Origin of the sequence: Sulfolobus acidocaldarius SUSAZ, from assembly GCA_000508305.1 — an archaeon.
In the GTDB taxonomy this organism is placed as follows: domain Archaea; phylum Thermoproteota; class Thermoprotei_A; order Sulfolobales; family Sulfolobaceae; genus Sulfolobus; species Sulfolobus acidocaldarius_A.
Genome location: CP006977.1, coordinates 1,822,247 through 1,844,431 on the forward strand (window position 1 = coordinate 1,822,247; position 22,185 = coordinate 1,844,431).

A 22,185-nucleotide genomic window follows, 5' to 3' on the forward strand; every position below is an offset into this window, starting at 1 on the left:
GGCTTTCAAAAATTTACAATACTAAGGCTAAGTCGGTAAATATCATTTTTATTTACAACAGGTAGTTTCAAAAATATTTCAAAGATTTATCCTTGCTAAAAGAAAAATTATTAGGTTTAAAAATCTTTAAATAACATCGGATCCACAATTAGATGGTTTTTATCACCTAACTTCTTAAAACTCTATAAATAGTTTATTAACTTGTTAGGAGTATAAGAGTGTATGAAGGCAGCTGTTCTTATCGCATATAACTCGCCTTTTGAAATCAGAAAAGATGTGGAGCCAAATGGATCAGGAGTTATAGTTGATGTAGCAGCTACAGGTATTTGTGGACGAGATCTAGTGGTATGGAAGGGAGGATTCAGAAATCTGAAATTACCACTGATATTAGGTCATGAGATAGTAGGCTATTATAAGGGAAAACCAGTAGCTGTTTATCCTAACTTATCCTGTGGAAATTGTGAATATTGTAAAGCTGGAAAAGAAAACTTATGCGAAAATGCGAAAATAATAGGAGAAGGAGAGATTACGGGTGGTTATGGAGAAAAAGTGATCGCGCCTGAAAAGAACTTAATACCTTTACCCACTGAGGAGATGGAGAAGTATGCTGCTGCACTGGACCCTGTAGCCACTGCTATACATTCAGCCAAGTTAGCCAATCTAAATAAGGACAGCAAAGTATTGGTAACAGGAGCAGGAGGAGGAGTGGGAGTTCACTTAGTTCAATATTTAAAGCACATAGGTGTAAAGGAGGTTTACGGATTAACTTCTAAGGTGGACAAACTTAAAGAGCTTGGAGTAACTCCTATTACACAGATAAAGAACGAAAAGTTCGATGCGGTATTTGAACTTGTGGGCTCAAAGACTATAAATGACTCTCTTAGATCCCTAAAGAAAGAGGGAACTTTAGTGTTAATTGGGAATGTGGAAGGAGAGCCAATAACGTTATTGAGACCAGCCTTAACTGTCATGAGACAGCAGAAAATAGTAGGATCAGCAGCCTATACTAAGGAAGAATATGAAGAGGCAATAAGGATAATTGGTGGGAATAAGATTAAAATAATATATGAGAGTTATGAACTGGAGAGGATCAACGAAGCTTATAGAAAGCTAGCCAATAGGGAGATATTTGGAAGGGCAGTATTGAAACTAAGATAATACTTAACTATCTCCTTCTCGCAGTCATAAAAAATGGTATATAATATTTTTTATTCGACGAAAATTCATGATACTTTTTCAATATCTCTATGGCTTGGCGTTTTAATACCACTTACTTGAAGATTAGTTTTCCATGTATTTCACTCATAATATTGGTACTCTAAGTTATTATACAAAGTTATTATAGTTAGAGTAAATACTATACTATATATGGCATCTATAAGCAGTGTAATAGGAAAAACAATGTTCATAAGCCAAGGTGAGTTAGCTGACACAGTAGCAATACCAGCAGCAATAATCTATGAAACAAAGCAGCTGAATGAACCTGTTTTGGTGGTCACAAGCACGGGTAAGAGTGGAATTAGCTTAGGCTACTTTCAAGATATTGACACTGAAGTGAACTTAGATGAGGCGAGGAGAAGGGGAGTAGATGTAATAAGGAGATTAGGTGTAGGAGGTGGTACGATATATGCCTCTAAGGGATCTAGTATGGCAATGTTCATGACATTCCCGAAGGACTTCTTCACCAATATGGAAAAAGCCTTCTGTCAAATAGGATCAGCAGCCGTTCATGCGTATTTCAAGTTAGGTGTAAAGGGTGCTTGGTACGATCATATTGGCGATGTTAGGGTAGGATCCCCGAGAGCCTATAGGAAAATTACAGGATTTGGATTCACTACGATAGAGGATATACTGGTACTTAATATGGTGATAGGTGCAGGCAAAATAGACGTACAGGAGATGATAAATGTGATTAAAGTCCCTCCCGAAAAGTTCTCGGATAAAACCTCAAAGAACGTCCAAGATTACTTAACGTCTGTAGAGGAAGAGACGGGAAGAAAGCCCTCTGACGAAGAAGTCTATGAAGCCTTTAAAACCAGTTTAGAGGAGACCTTAAGGATAAAGTTAGAACCCCATGAGTTCTCGGATCAGGCTAAAGCAATATTTAACAAGTATAAGGAGATGGCTAAATCAGACCAAAACCTATTCCTTAGATCCAGTGGAAAGAGATTCTCTAATATTCCTCAAGGGTATGTCGTAGGCTTCTCCAGATATAAGGCTAGGAAGTTGGTAGTTACGCATTTACTGACAGATGGTAAAGAGATTAAAGACATCATGATAAGTGGAGATTTTTACTGCTCTCCATCAGAGTACTTATTTGAGCTTGAACAAAAACTTAAGGGAATCCCCTTAGACGATAAGGAAAAGATTTCAAATACTGTAAATAGTGTGTTCACCAGTAAGAATTTCGAGATGCCAATGGTCAAAGTAGATGACATAGTGGAGTCGATCATTAGAGCTATAGATAATGCCAAACAACAACTACACAAATGAATAGGGAAGCATATTCCAAATTAAAGCTTCAGCTAAAGAGTATCCACGAAGATTATTTTTCTTATTTTTTTATAGAAGGCTACCTTATCATTGATAAAGTTCATGATCTCCTCTTCACTTACTTTTCCCTTATATTCTTCCTTTAGTAAGACCTTAGCAAAGACTTTGTGACCGACCTCCGGATCCCATTCACCATCAACATAAGCTCTCTTTACAGCCGGATGTTCCTCAAGGAGTAGCTCCAGATCTCTTGGAAATATTGGATAAGCTTTGTATTTCAGGAACCTTTTCTTTAAACCTCTAAAGTATAGGAGACCGTTCTGGTCCATCATAAAGATATCCCCTGTATAAAGCCAACCGTCCTTAATAGCCTTAGAGCTCTCTTGAATATCTAAGATACCGTGACTACCATAACCCTTCATATTCCAAGGAGATTTGACTATCAATTCGCCATCCTGACCTATGGGCACATCCCTTGTACCCGTCTCCTTGTCAACAATTCTTATCTTAACTCCAGGAAGAGGAATTCCTACACTACCATACACCTTGAGATTTGCAGGTTGGTATGTAACAATTAGTCCCTCTGTAAGACCATAAGTTTGTACTAATGGAAGGTTTAACTCCTCAAAATAAGCCTTCTGTAGGTCTGGAGGTACAGGGGCTGCTCCGGTTATACATAACTTAAGCGAAAACTTTTCCTTCCTAAGATTTGGTAATATTTCCTTAAACACCATAGGAGGGGCAGGCCATGTAGTAACCCTATATTCTCGAATCAGATCTAGAGCCCTATTTGGATCATATCTCCTCATTAAAACAATTTTTCCCCTCTCCATAATAGTTTCTAACAGCGCGTCAAGCCCAAATATATGGGAGATGGGGAGAGATATCAGAATTGTGTTTTCCTCTCCTATTTCACCAACTCTGACCAAGGAACTAACATAGTTTGAGGAGATTAGTCCGTAATGAGTATGATAAACTTCATATGTTCTTCCTATAATTCCTGCATAATGCATGGACACCGCTATATCTTCCTTAGGGTTAATCTTTACCTCGTCAGCATTAGAGGAAGAATCTAACTCATTTAGGCTATTAAATGAAAAGACATTGTAACGTGACATCACCTCTTTCTCCCTCTTGTATATTTCCTCCTCAGTAACTATCATCTTTGGATCAGTCAATGAAAGTTGGTATTCAAGGTCCTTCCCTGATGACAATGGATCAATTAAGGCTACCCTTACTCCTAAAATTGAGGAACCAAAAAACACTGGGATAATCTGTGGAGCATTAGACATAATAAGTGAGATAGCATCTCCCTTTTTCAGTCCATGTTCCTTTAGGTAACTTGCGAAGCGTTTAGCGAAGGAGTATAAACTTGAGTAACTGAATTCTTTTCCCTCAAAGACCAAGAGCACTGAATCGCCTTTCTCTCTCACAGATTTGTTCAACACCTCATGAATTGGAATCTCAGGGATGTTAAGATTACTCAGGTTTTCAGGGTAAAACTTTGACCATATATCCATAATATTATTTTTTATAAAAAATTAAAAAGTCTTTATGCGGAGTATTGGAAAAAATTATTTCCCCTTGTACCTCGGTTGTCTTCTTTCCACAAACGCCCTCATTCCCTCTCTAAAGTCCTCAGTAGCTGACAATATTAAAAGGTCTTGAGAGGCAGACTGTAATTGCTGAAGATAGCTGTTCCTTATGGAATTTACAGCTCTCTTTATTGCCATACTTGATAATGGCGCAATCTTCTTAGCCTTTTCAACTATCTCCACAGTTGCAATCTCCAATTGGTCATGGGGTACTACAATGTCGACTAAACCTAACTCTTTAGCTTGCTTAGCACTCATCCAATCTCCGGTCAGTGCATATCTAGCGATCTTCCTACTTAGAAAACCTACACCCATTGAGGAAGCTAAAGGTGGTAATGCACCGATTAAACCCTCTGGTATAGCAAACATAGCATCGTCACTTGCTATTATTATATCGAATAATATGTTAAGCTCCATTCCTCCTCCAAATGCCAAACCGTTAACCGCTGAAATTACAGGTTTAGGATAGTTCAGAAGTAGATTTATCAACGGAGAAGAGAATTTCTCATTCCATTCCATGGCACCTGCCACACTTCCCCAATAATTCATCATCTCGATGTCGTCTCCTGCACAAAACGCCCTTCCCTCCCCTGTAATTACCACAGCCCTTATCTCAGAGTCGTCCTTAGCCTTCCTAAAGGCTTCAGTTAAACCACTCCACATGGCTTCATTCAAAGCGTTAAGCTTATCAGCCCTTGACATGGTTATTTTAGCGTAATCGTGTAATTTCTCGTACTTAACAGGACCAAAGTTAGTCTTCTCATAGTTCCACATGAAAAACCCCTCTCCACTCTTCACACCCAACTTTCCCTTACTGACCATCTCGGTTAAAAGGGGATCAGGCTTATAGTACTCGTTCTTTGTGACCTCGTATCTCTCCTCTAAGAACTTCAACACATTGTCAATACCGTATTTGTCTGCAAAGGTCAGTGGACCCTGTGGCCAATTCATACCTTTCACCATACCCTTTTCAATGTCCTGAGCTGAAGAGACATCGTTCCTGAGTATCCAAGCTGCCTCGTTAACAGCAGGCGCAATAATCCTCAAAGGGTTGACATAGTACATGTTATCTGTAGGGACTACTCTTGCTCTTTCATAAGTCTTACTTGTGTAAACGTAGAAACCTTTGCCACTCTTTATCCCTAATCTGCCTTCTTCAACTAACTTCTTTAATACCTTAAAGTGTGGCGGTTCCCCTTCCCCCCTCTTTATAGCCTCTAACCCTGCATTATATGCTACATCTATACCTGTGAAGTCCATGAGCTCTAAAAATCCCATTGGCATACCTAATCTAAACCTGCTCATGGCATCAATATCTTCCTTGGAGTACCCCTCGTCATAGAGTAATACCGCCTCAGGAAAAGTCCTGCCATTTATTCTATTAATTAAGAATCCAGGCACGTCCTTCCTAACTACTACGTAGTCCTTGCCAATCTTCTTGGCAAGATCAATAGTGGTCTTCAAGGTCTCTTCAGTAGTCTTATTACCCATAATTATTTCCACAAGGGGCATTAATACAGGCGGATTCATAAAGTGCAAACCTATGAACTTCTCTTGCCTTCCAGTAACTTCCGCTAGATAACTTATTGGAATTGTTGATGTATTAGTTGCGAATATGGCATCTTTCTTTACAACTCTGTCCAATTCCGAAAAAATCTTTCTTTTAACCTCTGATCTTTCCACTGCAGCTTCAATGACAAAGTCTACATCAGAAAAATCCCTAAAATCAACAGTTGTCTTAATTCTCGATAACACAGTGTTTGGATCCTCCTTGATTTGCCTTTTCTCCCTTAGCTTCTCTAACGACCATCGAATTTTTTCCAATGCGTTCCTCAAGATATCTTCATTTACGTCTGTTAAAACCACATTAAAACCAGCTATAGCTACAACTTCGGCTATTCCATGACCCATAGTTCCTGCTCCTACTACACCCACTTTTAGGATTTGTGACATTATTATTAAATAAATAAGTGAGATATTAAAATTTAGTTTGAACCACAAAACTAATTAAGTTAAGCATAAAATATTAATTATGTCCAATGTTGCTATAGTAGGTACTGGACATACAAAATTCGGAGTAAGAACAGATGTCAACCTTCAGGAGCTTGCGTGGGAAGCAGTTAAGCAAGCTCTTGAGGAAGCTAACTTGGAACAAAAAGACATAGAAATGTTTGTGGTAGGTAATGCAGGTGGATGGAGTTCTGAACCCCTCTCAGCAATAGCAATAGGAGAATACTGCAATTTAGCCCCCAAGGGAACTATGAGGGTTGAGGCTGCATGTGCTACAGGAAGCGCAGCAATAAGAATAGCTTATCAGGCAATTAAGTCTGGTGAGGCTAAAGTAGCCTTAGTAATAGGAGTGGAGCAAATGAATCAGTCACCTCATCCTGTAGCAGTAGAGATGATGGGGAGAGCTGGGAACTACTTCTGGGAATTCGAAAACTTCGGCTTAACATTCCCAGGTTACTATGCACTGTATGCGACCCGTAGAATGGCTAAGTATGGAATGAAAGAAGAGGATTTAGGTAGTGTTGCTGTGAAGAATCATTATTATGGAAGTTATAATCCCTATGCAACATTCCAAAAGCAGATAAAGATGGAGGACTATTCGAAATCAAGAGTTGTCGCATATCCATTAAAATTATATGATGCATGCCCAATTACTGATGGTGCAGCTGCACTTATATTAGCCTCTGAGGAAGTAGCCAGAAAGATAACAGACTCACCAGTATGGATAGTATCACAAGGATTTGCCTCAGGTACAATCAATTTGTCTAAAAGAGAGGAGTTTCTGACTATAGACGCCTCAAGAGTTGCCACAGAGGAGGCTTATAGGAGGGCTAAGATCGATTTTAATGACGCTTGGAGGTATTTTGATGTCGCAGATGTCCATGACTGTTTCACAATTGCTGAAATAATGGCTTATGAGGACTTGGGTTTTGCAAAAAGGGGAGAAGGTCATTTGATGGCAGGAAATGGGGAGACATATATTGGGGGAAAGATACCAGTAAACGTTGACGGAGGATTAAAGGCTAAGGGACACCCAATAGGGGCAACAGGAGTAAGCATGGCAGTATCAATAACAAGACAACTACTATACAGGGCACACAAGGGAACACAGGCAGATATAAGAAACGGAATGGGAATAACACACAACGTAGGAGGAACAGGACACTACGCATACATAACAATATACTCAACCAGAAAACCATCTGCGTGATTTGTATGGGAACAGTAGAGATTAAGGAAAAGCAGTTCAATGAAATAGATAAGAGAATGTTAGAGCAGATTGATCAACTTATTAAAACATCTGGAATGCCCATAATAAGAGAACCAAAAACAAATAATCCATTGTGGGTTGATGTTAGGGATTTAACACAACGTTACGTCATTCCAATTGGAAAAATATACAAGTTTTTTGAGTACTTGAACCAAGGGAAATTAATAGGCACAAAGTGCCCAAAATGCGGTACCATATATTTCCCTCCACAAGACGATTGTACAAGTTGTAGATTGTCTGGGCTCACTACCGTAGAATTATCTGGAGAGGGAGAATTACTAACATACACTATTATAACAGTTAAACCTCTGAGTTTCATGCACTATCAAGATTACATAGTAGGTATAGCTAGACTAAAGGAAGGAATTAATGTCTTGGCATGGGTAAATGAGAATCCCAAAAATATCCAGGTTGGAATGAAGGTTAAGTTATCCGTAGCGAAGAGGGAACCTGAAGGTTATATCACATATGAGTTAAGGAGAACTTAGGCTTAAGGAGCTAAAATGGTAATAAAAAACTAAATTTAAAAACTAAATTTTTTACCTCTTTTTTAAAAATGGTAATATTAAGAAGAATTATATAAGTCCTTATATCTGTCCCTTAATAATTTCTTATCAAACTTTCCTGTACTTGTTTTAGGTATTTCATCAACAAAGACAATATCATCTGGTAACTGCCACTTTGCAAACTTCTTAGACAAGTGATCAAGTAGTAACTTCTTTACCTCGTCCTTAGGCAAACTCTCGTAGTCTGACTTAAGCACTACAATAGCCAAAGGTCTCTCACCCCACTTAGGATGAGGAACACCAACAACACTAGCCTCCCTAACATAAGGATGAGCCATCAAAAAGTTCTCCAAATCAATACTACTAATCCACTCACCACCACTCTTAATAACATCCTTTAACCTATCAACAAGCCTAATATAACCCAAAGGATCAACAACACCAACATCACCACTCCTCCACCAACCATCAGGGGTAAAAGATTGTGATGTTCTGGGGTCGTTATAATACTCTCTGGTTATCCACGGTCCTCTAATCCAGATCTCGCCTACACTCTTACCGTCCCATGGCAACTCCTGATTAGTAATTGGGTCAACAACCTTAACCTCAACGCCAAAGACGATCAATCCCTGTTTCATTTTAAGGAACTTATCCTCAGCAGGTAAATTATCTATTTCTGACTTGGCGAAACCCACGGATACCACTGGACTAGTCTCAGTTGCACCATATCCCTGATAAACTTCCACACCATATTTAGCAAGTTCTGAAACTAGTTTGGATGGTGGTTCCTGACCTCCCATAGAGATCTTTAAGCCCTTGAGGTCTGGTTTAGGATCCATCTTTTCCAGTCTTTTAAGTAGCTCAATTATTATAGTAGGCACTGCGGCAGTTCTAGTGACCTTATAGTTCAAGATGTAGTCTGTTAGACTCTCAGGCGTAGGCCTTCCAGGATATATCTGTCTACATCCCTGCATTGCGGCAGCAAAAGGAGTTCCCCATCCATTGGCGTGAAACATTGGAACAACTTGAAGTAATGTGTCTGTGGGTCTCATATCATGAGCTACCGTCATTGCATGAAGCACTACAGACCTGTGCGAGTAGAAAACTCCCTTAGGCAGACCTGTTGTTCCTGAGGTAAAAGCAGCATAAGCGGCGCTCTTTTCATTCACTTCTTCAAACTTTCTATTTGGCGAGTGAGATTTTATTAATTCCTCATATCCGTAAACTTTAGATGACAGATCCATCCCTTTTAGGGGCTCTATCTCCTCAAGTGACTTATCACTCATTACCACAATGAAATCAAATTTGTACTCCTTAGATAAGATCTGTGCAAGGAGTAACAGTGAGTCGTCTATAAATAGACCTCTAGCCTTAGTGTGTTTTACAATATAAATTAAGTCAGAGGGGTGAAGCCTGAAATTAAGCTCTAATAGGACTCCTCCTATGGAAGGAACTGAAAAATACGACTCAAAGAACCTGTGATCGTTCCAGTCTATTATACCCACGACATCACTGGGTTTTACATCGAGTTCTCTCTCCAGAGCATTAGCCATGCTACGCACTCTGTCTAAGACCTTTCCGTAGTTTAGAGTATGTAGCTCTCCACCTTGAAGTCTCCGATCGGAAATAATCTCCGTTGTAGGATGAATTTTCCCCGCGTATTCAAGAATTTTATGGACGCTCAATTGCCAATCATCGTTTGTAGTGGATTTAGCTCCATCGATCATAATGTATAATAGATTTAGCAATTTTATATATTTAATGTGAAATATTAATTGTAAGTTTCCATGTCAATAACATTATTGATTATCCAATTTTCATTTATTAGTTTGATACGTTTAATTGATTTTATTAAAGAAAATAAATAGCTAAAAATAAAGGAAAAAATTTTTTAATAGGAAGTAATACAGTTATATTAATTAAGGGTGAAATAGATATGATTAATTCAGAGTATGGAAATACTACCAAGGAAGGAAAAATACTTCACAATAAGTTTAAATCAACTGTAGAGGGATTAGACTGGAACACGTTTCCCATGAGATTATTTGAAATTGGAGAGAAATTCAGGTGGACTGCATATGAGCTAGATTTTTCTAAAGACCGAGAGGACTGGAAAAAGCTGAAGCCATCTGACAGAACTCAGAACAAAATTATATCGTCTTATTTCCTAGCAGGAGAGGAGTGCGTAGCCAGAGATATATTACCCTTAGCAAACGCAATGGAGGAATTGGGGTTAATTGAAGAAGCCCTTTATCTTACACAGTTTGCAAGAGACGAAGCTAATCACACTGTAGCTTTTAGAAAGTGGTTTGAGAGTGTAGGTGAGACAGAAGGAATATATGACTTCACCTATAAGAATGAGCCTTACAGGAGACTATTCTACGAGATAATACCAACAGACATGAGAAAATTATATAATGATCCCTCTCCTGAAAATATCGTAAGAGCAGTAGTCTCCTATAACTTTGTGGCTGAAGGCATATTAGCTGAAACAGGATATTACGGTTATGTGAAAGGTTATGAGAAAATCTTACCTGTTTTACCTGGACTGTATAAGATGGTCAAGTTAATCACGAGGGATGAAGCTAGACATATTTCATTTGGTGCATATGTAGCTGCACTGATGATAGCAATGCACGGTGATAGTGTGTTAAATGAGTTCAATAGGTATTTCGGGCAGTTAACCCAAGAGATAGGATTTCCATTAATTGAAGCTAATAGAAAAATCCAGTTATCGTATAACTGGACGGAAGAAGATAAGGGACCTCTCTACAAATACTTCGTGGAAAGTGAAGAAGGTTTCCAAGATGTGATGAGCTTTGCCACCAGGATGTTCCAGCAGAGATATGCTGTTATAGAGAGAGCAGTGAAAATGAAACCAGAACAGGTAAGGAGACTACATTTGAGAGATATAGGTGTAGAAGAATAACCTTGTTTTTGAGATAAAAAACGTATACATTTAACTTTTTTTTGACTTTTTTCCAAACATCTCCTCTTATCCCAGGAAGGACGTCACTAAGTTAATAAATTGAGTAGGATACTGGTACATTAGTCCGTGACCTGCATCAGGGCTAAAGATGTATAACTGCGCATTTGGTATGTTCTCAGCTAAATACTGACTATTTTGAGGAGGCAGTAAAAGATCACTGTCGCCACCGATAACAAGTGTTGGTGCTGTAATGTTTTGAAGTTGTCCCACAGAGTTAAACGTAGCTAACGCATAAGTCTGCTTTAGAACGCTTGCATAACTTATCGGGTATTTCTCCAGTGTAAATAAGACATACTTCGCTACGTCTGGGTGAGCCTGTAGCCAATCACTTGGCACTAAATAAGGAATTATAGTCTCGACCGTAACAGTTGGGTCAGAGGCCGTAAATCCAGTTATAATAGACTGAGGGGAGACTTTCGGAGGATATAAGTAAATATTAGGTGCAGTACATAGTAATACCAGTTTGTTCACATAAATGGGGTAGTCAATGGCAATTTGTTGGGCTACGAAACCACCCATTGACCAGCCTAGAACATTTAGGTTGGAGTAACCTAGATAGTTCAGCAGACCTATGGTATCACTGGCGTATAACGGAATAGTATAAGTTAGTGCATCATGAAGAGGATCTTGACCCACTGTACCACTTCTTCCTGTACCCCTATTATCGAAAATTATGACCTCATACTGCGATGCTAGACCATTTACAATTATAGGTCCCCAACTCTCTAAGTTTCCCAGATAGCCCATGATCATTATAAGTGGCTCCCCACTACCATATATCTCATAGTAAATATGTATGTTGTTTACTGGAGCCCAGCCGAACTCCTTGGGAACCAAGTTGGAGTAGTTTATTTGAGGCGGTGTTTGTGATATACTTAACGGGATTCTCGTAGCTAATGCGCCTGCTATTGCACCAGCACCTAAAATCTTAATAGCGTCTCTCCTGTTCATGGCTATTTAAAGATATAGCTAAACTAGTTTTTAAAGTTTTGTCATAAAGTTTCAGAATTTAGTAAAATAATTTCATTTGACTCAAAAATTCAGGATATTATCTACGCCTTATCAAAAGTAAGATAACTATCACAATAATAATTATATGTTATATTAAATGATGTTAACCTGGAGAATTGGAGGGATAAGGTTATCTTTGTACACGACAAGGCATCAGCATACAAGGCGTTCAACTGGTTTAATATAAAGCATGAGGTTGAAACGTTTGGCAAGAGGAACTTGGTAGATTTTCAGAAGCTTAAAGCATAGCAAGCATGGACTTCCATTTCTCATGGAACTCAACAAGGAGCACGATAATGAGGTGGTTGAAAATATTCTTCCTAATTTACAACTCAATTTATTCGAAATCTATAGGTGTTAGTTTGAATAAAATTGAATTTTATGGAGGTGAATGAAATTCTTGTCCATACTCGTAAACGTAATACATGAGAATTACAAAGTAAAGGTCAAGGTGCCAGAAGATTTGGCAAATAGAATATTGGAAGATGCGTATCAAGAGATTTATTTTATCTTTGGTTCAACATATTTAGTAAGAAGATAATTTAACCCTTCTATTACTATTACGCCAGTAATTATAGGATGTATAATATATAGAGGATTAACTTTTTCTAATACTCCCAAAAAAGATGCTAAAATCGCTGGAGGATGTTCAACATTTATGCTAACACTTATAATAAATGCTATAAAAGATGCTATAGTAGCCATAACTATACCATAAAGGTTAAACAGAGAGAAAACTACGCCTATTATCCCACATAATACATATGAAAATAATATTACTATACTTCTATGCATTCTCCAATCAGGATCAGGATATTTTGTAGCAGCAGTAGCTAAAAGTGGTGGAAGGATATATTCAGTATTTGTAATTACGGTTATTGCAACTAAAGCTGAAATTGAAATTATAAGATTCAAGATGGCCACAATCTTTTTTTGCTTAGAAGGGAAATACATAAAATAAAATACTGGGAGTCACTATAAAACCTTTCACTATAAAACCTTTCTAATATGATTTGAAATTAAATATCTTTAATATTAAAAATCTAGAAATATATAGATTAACTTGCCATAATGTATTTCTAGAAGATAATACATAGTATACTAATTTGCAGACACTTAAATAACTGACCCCCTCCCAGCCCTGCGAGGATTCTGCTTAGGTCTAAGGCGTTACTCCCCTTTATGGGAGATACTCCACTAGATTTTACAAGAAAAGAAAGAGGCTTACTCAACGCGTTAATAATCTTCTTCACTCCCAATTTCATAATATTTAACCCTCCATTAACATCACTATGTAACTTATGACCAAAAGGACAATTAATGACTCCCCTAGGCCTTCTATCAACTTTAACACCATGGAAAGCACAGAAACGCGAAGTATTATACTCAACAACTAGAAACGTCTTTATACCATACTCGTAAAGCTTATTCACTATAGCGTTAACTTACGATAAGACCAAATGTTCACAGTAAACTTGTTACCCCTATCTTGAGAAATAAAATAGGGATAACCCAAATACACTATCGAAACACCAAGATCCCACTAATACTTAGCCAAATGAGAGGCTAAAGTTCTGTAGTAATGAACAAGCCTACGGTGAAGCTTAAAGAAAAGCTTTTCCCTCAACACTTTTTCCCTAGCGTTTAATTCATTAACCTTCTCAGCCTCACTCTTCAACTTATCAAGCTCAGCAATCTTCTTCTGAAAATAGAAATAATCACTCTTCACTACAGAACCCCGATAAAATAGAATAGTACCATCATCAACAACAACAGTAGCCAACATGTTAATACCAAGGTCAACTGATGCAACCTTCTCACCCTTAGGCTTCTCAACTTGAATCTTACTCCTCAAACCGTGAATGATAAGAGAGTCCTTCATTGACTTACCACTCTTCTTTGCATTAATCCTACCAACGTCAACGGGAATGTGAGCATAAAACTTGTTGCCCTCAACGTGAATTTCCAGCCTACCTTGTACACCAAACCACCTTAACCTACCTTCAAAGGGTATCTCCATCTTCCAATCCTTCAAAAAGAGAGTGTGTTTTTCCTCATCAACCTCATAACGATCTTGCCTAATGACTAGGATCAGTTTCCTCTTTCCTTCCTCTTTCCAGTAGCCTGGCGGTGTAACGTGGTTAATAAATGGTGGTTTTTGTTTTAGTAACGAGAAGAACGATAACCAAGTCTCATTGTTCTTCTGTAAAACTGCTTGAGCATTAACTTTTAACTCATCCTTGTACTTTTTATAATACTTATCCCAAGTGCCCTTGAAGTCCACTTTCTTTTGTTGAAAGAATTGCTGTCTTCTCTCGTAGTTTACCTCATTCCACAGCCTAGCAGATAGGTCTGCCAACTTTCTCAATTTTCTTTGTTGATGCCCATTAGGGAAGAGCCTCATAACGACTGTTCTGACGCTTGCCTCTGGTATTGCGGGAGTAATAATCGGCTCCCGCTCCTCATCTTTAGTTGACCGGAGGGAAGCGTCATAAAAGGAAATTGTTTTTATTGATTAAAAACTTTTACCCCGCCTTAAAAAGCGAGGTTTGTCTTTTCCTTATCATCTAGAAGAGGCATCATGGATAGTAAGAAATGAGGAAAAACATTGCCCAGCAGAAAAGCTAATAGGAAGATTACTTAGAAGCTATTAGGTAAGTTCCAAAGCTTATTCCCCAGATCAGTTCTGGGTAAACAATTAACCTCTCCATTCCACCTGGTCCTAATGGTCCATAAGTTTTTAAGACGTAAAGGACAATGCTGAATAGAGTTATAATTCCTAATACTGCCCAAAAGTAATTTCTCTTCAACGAAGTAAGAATCGCACCAATCCCTCCAAACAGAAATGCTATGAGTGCTGAAATCGAGTGAATGAAACCAGTATACTCAGGGAATATTCCAACTAGCGCGGAGCCTAATCCGGTTAATAGTATTATGTAAGATACTGAATGATACTCCTTTCTTATTAGTATAGCAGAAATAATTATTAAGATGCCCATGAAAATTATTGATGAATTGAAAATTATTGCCGTACTGCCTACTCCTAAATCGCTTATGTAGTTATATTTTACAGAATAATTTGGATAAAGGAACTCTGATAATAACATTAGTAAGAGGAATTCACTTACGCCTATTAAAACTAGATAGCCAGCTAGATTAATTCTGTTCATCATATATAAGAAGCAATATATATTTAAATAGTAAACGACTGGAAATATGAGGTATACAAAGACTATGTATACGCATTAGTTTGCCTGAAAAAGTTTGATAAAAGAACTACAAACCTCGCCTTTTAAGGCGTGGTAATATTTTTACATGAAAAACAACTTTCATGTCCTTCTGGTGAACTAAGGATGAGGAGCGAGAGCCGATTAACCCCGCCAGAGCGTCAAAACCATCGTTATAAGGCTATTTCCTAATGGATACCAACAGAGGAAATTGAGGAAGTTAGCAGAAGATTCTTCAAAGCTGTGGAATGAGACAAATTACGAGAGAAGACAGCAATTCTTTCAAGAAAAGAAAGTAGATCTAAGAGGCACGTGGGATAAGTATTATGAAAAGTACAAGAAGATTCTAGGAGTTAGTGCGCAAGCTGTACTGGAGAAGAACAATGAGACTTGGTCATCATTCTTCTCGTTACTAAAGCCTGTGTGGACAACAATTTCATTAGCCTCCATAAAATTCAATTTTATTCTGGCTTATACTTATAGATTTCGAGTAAATTATGTTGTATATTATGAAGAAGACTTTCATCTTGTTATTGTGTTTCTTGTTGAGTTCCATGAAAAAACTTTGCCCCTAACCTAAAAAATACATTTGCAGTAAAGAAAATTCAATTTATATCAAAGCAACCAAATTGTTGTCCACACACACTAAAGCAAGGGAAAAATTACCGTCACCAATCACGTCTTACCACCAGGTTATTGGAAAGAGGAAGTTAATCCTAGGCAAGATCGCTATGAGGAAAAAAGAGGCTCTCTTTTTGTAAGAGAGTAGAATTGTTCAGAAGCTTAAAACATAGACTAGTATGGACTTCCCATGGAACTCAACAACTAGATTATTGAAAATCATTTTATATAACATAAATTACTCGAAACCATGAGCGTTTGTCAGAATAAAATTGTAGAATGAAATTCTTGTCCACACACGCATTCGCGCTGGAAAGAAGAAAAGTTAGGTGAACTGCAGACGAAGAGAGAAAGTTATTAAGAAAGGGACGTTCAGCATCGACGCGCTCTCTTTGAAGATTGGTATTGACGTTCACGAGCTAACAAATTACGCTCTGAAGTTGCTTATGAGCATGGATTTGAGCTTTCAAGGCATAAAAACATGGGAGGCTAAGAACGATTTGGAATACGTCGTAAGCTGGTTAATGGACGTTATTCTGAGGTATTTAAGGGGATAGAGGAGGACCACGAAAGGAGTATTAAAAAGAGAATTTCTAAATTAAAGAGGAATATCAGAAAAGCGATCTGCAATAGGCAAGTAACTGCTAGGCAAAAGACTGTTGAAATAAATCTAGGCACAAATAGAAATATGAAAGCAAGAAAAATGAATACTTAAAAGAGTGGTATTTTATCGTAAGGATTAAGAAGCTGACTTCTTGAGTGCAGACAAGAATTTTGTTATTTTGATATAAATTGAATTTTTCGCGCAACAATTATTTATCACATCTTCTACATCTTTTTTAAGTTCATTTCTAACGTAATTACTAATACGGTTTTTATCAGGAAAATTATTTCCAGCGGTGTTTGGCCCAAGTTTTCCATCCTTAACTTTAATCTTTAGGTCCGTGGAAAGCCCGCTGTGCATTAGATAGTTTCTGAACGTCATTATCCTATTGTGACGTTCTTTTATGTAATTATCAACAGATTTTTGACATTTCTTATAGTTCTTATCATCATCATCAATAGTTCCTCCTCCTTTTTTATCCAAGCATTCTACTACGGGCAACTCTCTAGCTAAGGATAGGGCTTTATCATAATACTCGACCTCTTTATATTTGTCCAATATATTTTTCATGCTTTCTATATCGTTTTTGCCTTTAATTGAATCTATTAGCTCTCTAACTTTAAGAGTAGAGTAGAAGTTGGGAAGGAGTATATACCTCACATTCTGAAAACTAGCGTTGTCTGGATTGTTCCAGTTCAGGTAAATCTGAGTGAGATCTTTAACGTCTTTCTGAAGATTTTCTATGTAATTGCTAAGCTCATCCGTGGATTCTAACGCTTTAGGTACGTAGCCGTTTCTCAAATACCATAGAAGATTATTGACCTTGTTTATATTAGTACTTTTTATTTTTTCGATAAGATTTTTATGCTTCTGATTAAAATTATTTGGATTTAAACTCCCTAAGTTTTTAGTATAGTCGACTGAATATCTTTCATCAAGCTTATCTATTGATAATCTTATCTTAAGCGAATCTTTTAATGCTTTTACCAAATTTGTTAGTTCAACTATTTCAACTTGAATATTTTGAGTATTCGTAGGAAGTCCCATTATAGGCGCTGCGTAAAAATCTGAGTCGTCGAAATGTGCAGCAGCAGCTAGAAGGGTAGATACTAAAACGTTTGTGCCATGAGTTAAATCTACGATAAACTTCTCACATCCTTCCTCTGAATGGTATTTGTTCAATATTGCGTAAACTACGTTATAGATAAAAGTTGGATCTCTTGATTCTCTATAGTCAACTTGTTTGATAATTTGACCTTGACAATTGACAACTGAAGTCCGTCCAATACCTACGTTAGGTATGTATTCTACTTTTATATAATTCAGTAGCTGGTTAAAGCTAGAAATTTGAAATCTAGAATTTAGTGACGATACATTGGTGGCTTTATTGCTTAACAATTTTTTGTATGTGTCCTCAATAGCCTGAGTAGTACTAACTTCTTTATCGTCACATTCGAACCTCATTAGACTATCCGGAACTAGCGCTATAACTTTCTTTGGGTTTAAGGCAAGCCATAGTGCGTGTACTGAAAAGAAGCTGGTATATGTATTTCCATTAAAAATGTAGTCAACAACCCTATAGCTACTAACATCACCTGCAATGTATACGATACATAAAGATTGAGAGCTCATGATATTATTGGTGATTGAGAGATTAATAAAGATTGTATTACAGTCTGATGGGAATAATTCATGTAACGTGAGTGCAGTTATATGGGTATAAAAATCAGTATAACTCAGCTTATGTGTGTGAACAACAATTTCATTCACCTCCATAATTTTATTCAAACTAACACCTATAGATTTGAGTGTGAACAAGAATTTCATTCACCTCCATAAAATTCAATTTCGAGTAAACTGTAATATGGAAGAATATTTTTTTAACTTGTTATTGAGTTCCAAGCTTGCTAGTCTTAAGCTTCTGAATGCTAATGTCCTCTTACTAACGAACTTGTCCTAAACATACTTTTCCACAAAAAAGAAATTTCAATTTATATCAAAATAACAAAATTATTGTCCTCACACAATGGTTTATAATGTTTCCTAATAAATAGAGTGAAGGAGAAAACGACGCGATAGAAAGTTATTTTGGTTTATCTTTTGTAAATTAGCCATCCCTGCATGTACATTGCGTCAAATCCGCCTAGTGCAAAACTTCTTATTGCGTCTTGTGGAGTCTTAACAAGTAGTTCCCAGTGAAGTTAAATGAGGTATTCACGATCAGATCCTCACCCTTTAAGTCCCTAAATGCCTTAATTAAATCGTACCACGTCTTGTTAACATCCCTAGTAATAGTCTATGGCTATATTCACGTCAGTCCCACCATCAGTTCCCTGATAAAAATTAACTGGTAAAGCTATCTTTAGGGGAAGAGGTCAAGCCTTGACTCAAAACACTTTAGTCAAAATTATCGCTATTAACGTTGCCACTATCCCTCCTAAGAAGCCAAAGAAGTACATCCTCATATCATTCCTCAAATCGTCTATCCTCTTATCAACGGCATCGAACCTAGCATCAAAATACACTTTTAGGTTCTCAATTTCCTTTTTATTCTCATTCCTGAGATTCTCATTTTCCTTTTTATTCTCATTCCTGAGATTCTCAATCTCTTTTCTCATATCATTTCTTAGTCCTTCTATCTCTTTCCTCACCTCGCTTCTCAGATCTTCTATTTCCTTTCTCATATCATTTCTTAGTCCTTCTATCTCTTTTCTAGTCTCATTCCTCAAATTCTCCATATCACTTTTCGTTAAGTTTCTCAGCTCATTCATATCGTTTTTTATAGCATTTCTTAGTCCTTCTATCTCATTTTTCAACTCCTCTTTATCCCTCTTTATTGCATTCTCCAGCTCTCTAATGTCGTTCTTAGTAGCAACGTCCTTTATTATACTATTCAACACTAAAACCCTAACCTCGTCATCCTTGGCAATACCAACAGCTATCTTCTTAACTAACTCATCATAAAGCTTCTCGTCTTTGCTTATCTCATCTAACAACTGCCTAGTAACACTCACACTCATAAAATTCTCACAACAAGCTAATAAACTTATTTAAGGGGACAGGGTAAAGTAAAAGTCTTAAGCCCCTCTTTAATATCTCTAATTCTAAGTTGATTACTCCGAGGCGAAATTCACCTAAACATTAACTAAACACCCTTTGAATAAAAAGAGTTAAGCGAAGTGAGATGAGGTTAACACTTTCAAGCACTTTACACTGGCAATTCCCCTATCTTAACATCCTTCTATAACGATAATTTCTACAACTAGAAAAATGCGCATTAGTTAACACAAAACGAATGTAGAGAGAAATCTGGCTAACTTTCGTGTCTTTATTTGTAATCTTGTCTTTAATTTTCACATGGTTGTTATAAATGAGTTTATACAACTCGTCAGTTACTATATATTTGTCCACTAGGCTCATTTCACTCTCAGTTACATATTTTCTTCTCATAGCATAAGCAACTATATCTAATTGTAAACCCCTAAATTTTTTGATTCGCCAAAGCAGATCTCTTTCATGAAATGTTCTATCATAAATTTAGGTTTTAGATTGAAATATATCATTGTCGTTCACCTTTCCACTATTATAAAGCGATATGTGTGCTTCTCGCAAATTTTTCCTTATGTTTCTTCAAGATATTTATATAGGCTACCTCCAAAATAAGCGGAAAATTTTTCCTCATGTTAGAAGAAGGCTCATCGTAAATTACAATAACAGTATCATTTCCTATTACTGGAACAGCTCTTTACTAACTTGTATGCTAATCTTAGTACTTCGTCACATTCGAAATAGCCTATAACACGAGGAACTGGAGTGTTACTATAGAGGATTTCTATAGGATAACGACCCATATAACAGACGTTTAGAAAAGTAGTAATTTCTTCCACTATTTTGTATATAATTTGTCCTATTTGCTTGGCGATTTCTTCCTTTTTGTATTGAGTTAAGTTTAGTACAATTTTCTGAGGATTTTTAGTTAATTCAGATTTATTCAAATATGGCATTGATACAAACTCTTTCACATGTATTTCGGTTTCTCTTTTGAACCCATATTCTTCTTCCGAAGATATGATAGAAAGGCCTAGAGGAGTCATTAATTGTCCTTTAGGTCATAAGCTTCATAGCGACGTTAACGAAGCGTTAAACATTATGAGATTAGGCGTGAAGAAGATTGTCGACGCGTAAAAAACCTCTTTCTTTTCTCGTCACAACCAATGGAGTGACTCCGTGGGAGTAACACCTTAGACCTTAGTAGGTCAGTTATCGTCTGGAAACATTCTTTACGCGTATTTGCCGAATGTTAGTTTAAAAGGTTCAATATAATTAAAAATGTAGAAATTGTGGGTTATATAAAATAATGTTGTAAATTAACGGATTAAATCAGCTCTATATTTCATATCTTTATATAAGGAGTTTATTTCGATTTATCGATTGATTCTGAGTATTTTTGTTATTTACGTATCATTGAACTAACTTGTTAACTTCCTTAAATTTAGATGGATCACCTAAAACGAACAGAACTTCCCCTTCTTTAACTTGAGTATCTTTTTCAAAATAGGGATCTAGTTTACCATCTCTTAATATCGCTATTGGTATAACACCATTAGGTAAATCTTTAAGTTTTATAGCTCTTCTAACCTCAAAAACTCCTATTGCGAACTCCCTACTATTTGTAGGATAAATCATACCAGCAAACTGTTTTGATACTGACGCTGAAGCCATCATTCTCCCTAAAACTTCCTCAAACGGTATGATGATATCAGCTCCAGCTGTCCTCATAATATCCATCATTGACGGGTCCTTAACGACGGTAACTATTGTTAATGGTGGATTTATCTTCTGTACCTTTAAAGTTAGTAAAAGGGTTTCCGAATCATCATCCATTGCTATTATAGCTGACTCAGCGTTACCAATTCCAGCACTTATTAAATTATCCTCATTTTTAGGATCTCCCAAGATTACCTTATCTCCCTTTAACAATTTATAAATTTCTTGATTATTTGTGACTACAATATAATCCTTGTCCAATTCCTCGAGTTTTTTCACAGCTGACAATACACTTCTAGAATTACCTAATACTACAACATGACCTCTCATATGTTTACCTCTCCATCTAGCCCTAGCATCAATCCAAGTATTTCTATTCACAATTGTTAAAATTAAAGTTTGTGCCATACTCGCAAATAGTCCTACACTGAAAACAATGGTTAAAGTTAAGAATAGCTTTTCTTGAGATGGCATGGAGTAAATATCTGGTGCGTAAAGTCCAACGGTCGTTATAACGTTAACGGCTGCATAAATTGCAGAAATCCAATCTAAATGTTGATAATAAACAAATATTAAGGCTATAATATATACTATGATACTTAGCATTAATAATTGTAAATATATTTTTCTAATAACTGAGTATGGTGATGCAAAAATTTCTATAATTGGTAATATTCTTCTATTCCATAACTCGTTTTTATTCACAATTTACATTTTACAAAATCATATTAAATAAGCTTTTACTTGCGACAAGCATACTAAGTAAAAAACTATGTGTGGACAACAATTTCATAAGCCTCAATTATTCTGACTAATTCACGTTTGAATAACAATTTCATAAGCCTATATAAAATTTTACTCCAACTCATGCTAACAGATTTCGAGAAAGTAAGGAAAAAGAGGGTCAGAAAAGTCTATCACCAACTCATGCCAATAGATTTCGAGTAAATTGTGTTTTATGAAGAATATTCTCAACCATCTAGTTGTCGAGTTCCATGGTAAGTCCATGCTTAAGCTTCTCTCACTAATAAAGTTACTCAAACATTTTTCTGGATATTCAATTTATATCAAAATAATAAAATTGTTATCACA

19 protein-coding genes and 1 pseudogene are annotated in these 22,185 nt (G+C 36.7%); 9 read left to right on the forward strand and 11 right to left on the reverse strand.

All coding sequences use genetic code 11. The features are described from left to right. Positions 1–222: 222 nt before the first annotated feature. Both SUSAZ_10130 and SUSAZ_10135 read left to right on the forward strand, forming a co-directional pair. Positions 223–1,158 (forward strand): alcohol dehydrogenase, encoded by a 936-nt coding sequence (locus tag SUSAZ_10130; GenBank protein AHC52215.1) that lies wholly within the window; start codon positions 223–225, stop codon positions 1,156–1,158. Positions 1,159–1,377: 219 nt separating this feature from the next. Further along, a complete protein-coding gene (locus SUSAZ_10135; protein AHC52216.1) occupies positions 1,378–2,493 on the forward strand; it encodes a ligase in 1,116 nt (371 codons plus the stop codon). Between the two features lie 32 nt (positions 2,494–2,525). On the opposite strand, the gene SUSAZ_10140 is transcribed toward SUSAZ_10135, so the two are convergent. Both SUSAZ_10140 and SUSAZ_10145 read right to left on the reverse strand, forming a co-directional pair. Continuing rightward, positions 2,526–4,013: an acyl-CoA synthetase gene (locus tag SUSAZ_10140; protein AHC52217.1), complete on the reverse strand. Its 1,488-nt coding sequence runs from the start codon at positions 4,011–4,013 to the stop codon at positions 2,526–2,528. 54 nt (positions 4,014–4,067) lie between these two features. Next, entirely contained in the window at positions 4,068–6,041 is a 1,974-nt protein-coding gene (locus tag SUSAZ_10145; GenBank protein AHC52218.1) for a 3-hydroxyacyl-CoA dehydrogenase, read from the reverse strand. Between the two features lie 79 nt (positions 6,042–6,120). Between SUSAZ_10145 and SUSAZ_10150 the strand changes: the two genes are divergently transcribed. Together SUSAZ_10150 and SUSAZ_10155 are read left to right on the forward strand one after the other, a co-directional pair. After that, positions 6,121–7,308 (forward strand): acetyl-CoA acetyltransferase, encoded by a 1,188-nt coding sequence (locus SUSAZ_10150; GenBank protein ID AHC52219.1) that lies wholly within the window; start codon positions 6,121–6,123, stop codon positions 7,306–7,308. Between the two features lie 5 nt (positions 7,309–7,313). Then, positions 7,314–7,856 (forward strand): 3-hydroxybutyryl-CoA epimerase, encoded by a 543-nt coding sequence (locus tag SUSAZ_10155; GenBank protein ID AHC52220.1) that lies wholly within the window; start codon positions 7,314–7,316, stop codon positions 7,854–7,856. Positions 7,857–7,933: 77 nt separating this feature from the next. Here SUSAZ_10155 and SUSAZ_10160 read toward each other — a convergent pair whose 3' ends face one another. Next, positions 7,934–9,601, reverse strand: coding sequence for a fatty-acid-CoA ligase (locus SUSAZ_10160; GenBank protein AHC52221.1), 1,668 nt, complete (start codon positions 9,599–9,601; stop codon positions 7,934–7,936). Between the two features lie 209 nt (positions 9,602–9,810). Between SUSAZ_10160 and SUSAZ_10165 the strand changes: the two genes are divergently transcribed. After that, positions 9,811–10,803 (forward strand): ribonucleotide-diphosphate reductase subunit beta, encoded by a 993-nt coding sequence (locus SUSAZ_10165; GenBank protein ID AHC52222.1) that lies wholly within the window; start codon positions 9,811–9,813, stop codon positions 10,801–10,803. A gap of 66 nt (positions 10,804–10,869) precedes the next feature. Here SUSAZ_10165 and SUSAZ_10170 read toward each other — a convergent pair whose 3' ends face one another. After that, positions 10,870–11,814: an alpha/beta hydrolase gene (locus tag SUSAZ_10170; GenBank protein ID AHC52223.1), complete on the reverse strand. Its 945-nt coding sequence runs from the start codon at positions 11,812–11,814 to the stop codon at positions 10,870–10,872. A gap of 314 nt (positions 11,815–12,128) precedes the next feature. Between SUSAZ_10170 and SUSAZ_10175 the strand changes: the two genes are divergently transcribed. Beyond that, positions 12,129–12,269, forward strand: a complete 141-nt coding sequence (locus tag SUSAZ_10175) for a hypothetical protein (protein ID AHC52642.1) — start codon at positions 12,129–12,131, stop codon at positions 12,267–12,269. Beyond that, the gene (locus SUSAZ_10180) at positions 12,266–12,415 is read left to right on the forward strand and encodes a hypothetical protein (protein ID AHC52643.1); all 150 of its coding nucleotides are present in this window, start codon (positions 12,266–12,268) and stop codon (positions 12,413–12,415) included. Before SUSAZ_10175 ends, SUSAZ_10180 begins: the two co-directional genes overlap by 4 nt. Here the strand turns inward: SUSAZ_10180 and SUSAZ_10185 are convergent. The 3 genes and pseudogenes from SUSAZ_10185 to SUSAZ_10195 all read right to left on the reverse strand — a co-directional run bounded on the left by SUSAZ_10185 (position 12,376) and on the right by SUSAZ_10195 (position 15,044). Beyond that, the gene (locus tag SUSAZ_10185; GenBank protein ID AHC52224.1) at positions 12,376–12,828 is read right to left on the reverse strand and encodes a hypothetical protein; all 453 of its coding nucleotides are present in this window, start codon (positions 12,826–12,828) and stop codon (positions 12,376–12,378) included. The genes SUSAZ_10180 and SUSAZ_10185 overlap by 40 nt on opposite strands. Before the next feature lie 125 nt (positions 12,829–12,953). Next, positions 12,954–14,242 (reverse strand): annotated as a pseudogene (locus SUSAZ_10190) (transposase ISC1476). Positions 14,243–14,510: 268 nt separating this feature from the next. After that, entirely contained in the window at positions 14,511–15,044 is a 534-nt protein-coding gene (locus SUSAZ_10195) for a membrane protein (GenBank protein ID AHC52225.1), read from the reverse strand. Positions 15,045–15,312: 268 nt separating this feature from the next. Between SUSAZ_10195 and SUSAZ_10200 the strand changes: the two genes are divergently transcribed. Both SUSAZ_10200 and SUSAZ_10205 read left to right on the forward strand, forming a co-directional pair. Beyond that, the gene (locus SUSAZ_10200) at positions 15,313–15,681 is read left to right on the forward strand and encodes a hypothetical protein (protein ID AHC52644.1); all 369 of its coding nucleotides are present in this window, start codon (positions 15,313–15,315) and stop codon (positions 15,679–15,681) included. A 433-nt stretch (positions 15,682–16,114) separates the two neighbouring features. Next, positions 16,115–16,279, forward strand: coding sequence for a hypothetical protein (locus SUSAZ_10205; protein ID AHC52645.1), 165 nt, complete (start codon positions 16,115–16,117; stop codon positions 16,277–16,279). Positions 16,280–16,461: 182 nt separating this feature from the next. Here SUSAZ_10205 and SUSAZ_10210 read toward each other — a convergent pair whose 3' ends face one another. The 4 genes from SUSAZ_10210 to SUSAZ_10225 form a co-directional block, all read right to left on the reverse strand. After that, positions 16,462–18,153, reverse strand: coding sequence for a hypothetical protein (locus SUSAZ_10210; protein AHC52226.1), 1,692 nt, complete (start codon positions 18,151–18,153; stop codon positions 16,462–16,464). A 560-nt stretch (positions 18,154–18,713) separates the two neighbouring features. Further along, positions 18,714–19,346 (reverse strand): hypothetical protein, encoded by a 633-nt coding sequence (locus SUSAZ_10215; protein ID AHC52646.1) that lies wholly within the window; start codon positions 19,344–19,346, stop codon positions 18,714–18,716. 699 nt (positions 19,347–20,045) lie between these two features. Further along, positions 20,046–20,420, reverse strand: coding sequence for a hypothetical protein (locus SUSAZ_10220; protein ID AHC52647.1), 375 nt, complete (start codon positions 20,418–20,420; stop codon positions 20,046–20,048). 367 nt (positions 20,421–20,787) lie between these two features. Then, positions 20,788–21,798, reverse strand: coding sequence for a potassium transporter TrkA (locus tag SUSAZ_10225; GenBank protein ID AHC52227.1), 1,011 nt, complete (start codon positions 21,796–21,798; stop codon positions 20,788–20,790). Positions 21,799–22,185: the final 387 nt, after the last annotated feature.

Coding starts and splice junctions, on each gene's coding strand:
- SUSAZ_10145 (AHC52218.1), bottom strand. CDS start 6,041: ATGTCACAAATCCTAAAAGTGGGTGTAGTAGGAGCAGGAACTATGGGT.
- SUSAZ_10160 (AHC52221.1), bottom strand. CDS start 9,601: ATGATCGATGGAGCTAAATCCACTACAAACGATGATTGGCAATTGAGC.
- SUSAZ_10170 (AHC52223.1), bottom strand. CDS start 11,814: ATGAACAGGAGAGACGCTATTAAGATTTTAGGTGCTGGTGCAATAGCA.
- SUSAZ_10165 (AHC52222.1), top strand. CDS start 9,811: ATGATTAATTCAGAGTATGGAAATACTACCAAGGAAGGAAAAATACTT.
- SUSAZ_10220 (AHC52647.1), bottom strand. CDS start 20,420: ATGACTCCTCTAGGCCTTTCTATCATATCTTCGGAAGAAGAATATGGG.
- SUSAZ_10195 (AHC52225.1), bottom strand. CDS start 15,044: ATGAACAGAATTAATCTAGCTGGCTATCTAGTTTTAATAGGCGTAAGT.
- SUSAZ_10210 (AHC52226.1), bottom strand. CDS start 18,153: ATGAAATTCTTGTTCACACTCAAATCTATAGGTGTTAGTTTGAATAAA.
- SUSAZ_10150 (AHC52219.1), top strand. CDS start 6,121: ATGTCCAATGTTGCTATAGTAGGTACTGGACATACAAAATTCGGAGTA.
- SUSAZ_10215 (AHC52646.1), bottom strand. CDS start 19,346: ATGAGTGTGAGTGTTACTAGGCAGTTGTTAGATGAGATAAGCAAAGAC.
- SUSAZ_10155 (AHC52220.1), top strand. CDS start 7,314: ATGGGAACAGTAGAGATTAAGGAAAAGCAGTTCAATGAAATAGATAAG.
- SUSAZ_10180 (AHC52643.1), top strand. CDS start 12,266: ATGAAATTCTTGTCCATACTCGTAAACGTAATACATGAGAATTACAAA.
- SUSAZ_10175 (AHC52642.1), top strand. CDS start 12,129: ATGGACTTCCATTTCTCATGGAACTCAACAAGGAGCACGATAATGAGG.
- SUSAZ_10185 (AHC52224.1), bottom strand. CDS start 12,828: ATGTATTTCCCTTCTAAGCAAAAAAAGATTGTGGCCATCTTGAATCTT.
- SUSAZ_10130 (AHC52215.1), top strand. CDS start 223: ATGAAGGCAGCTGTTCTTATCGCATATAACTCGCCTTTTGAAATCAGA.
- SUSAZ_10140 (AHC52217.1), bottom strand. CDS start 4,013: ATGGATATATGGTCAAAGTTTTACCCTGAAAACCTGAGTAATCTTAAC.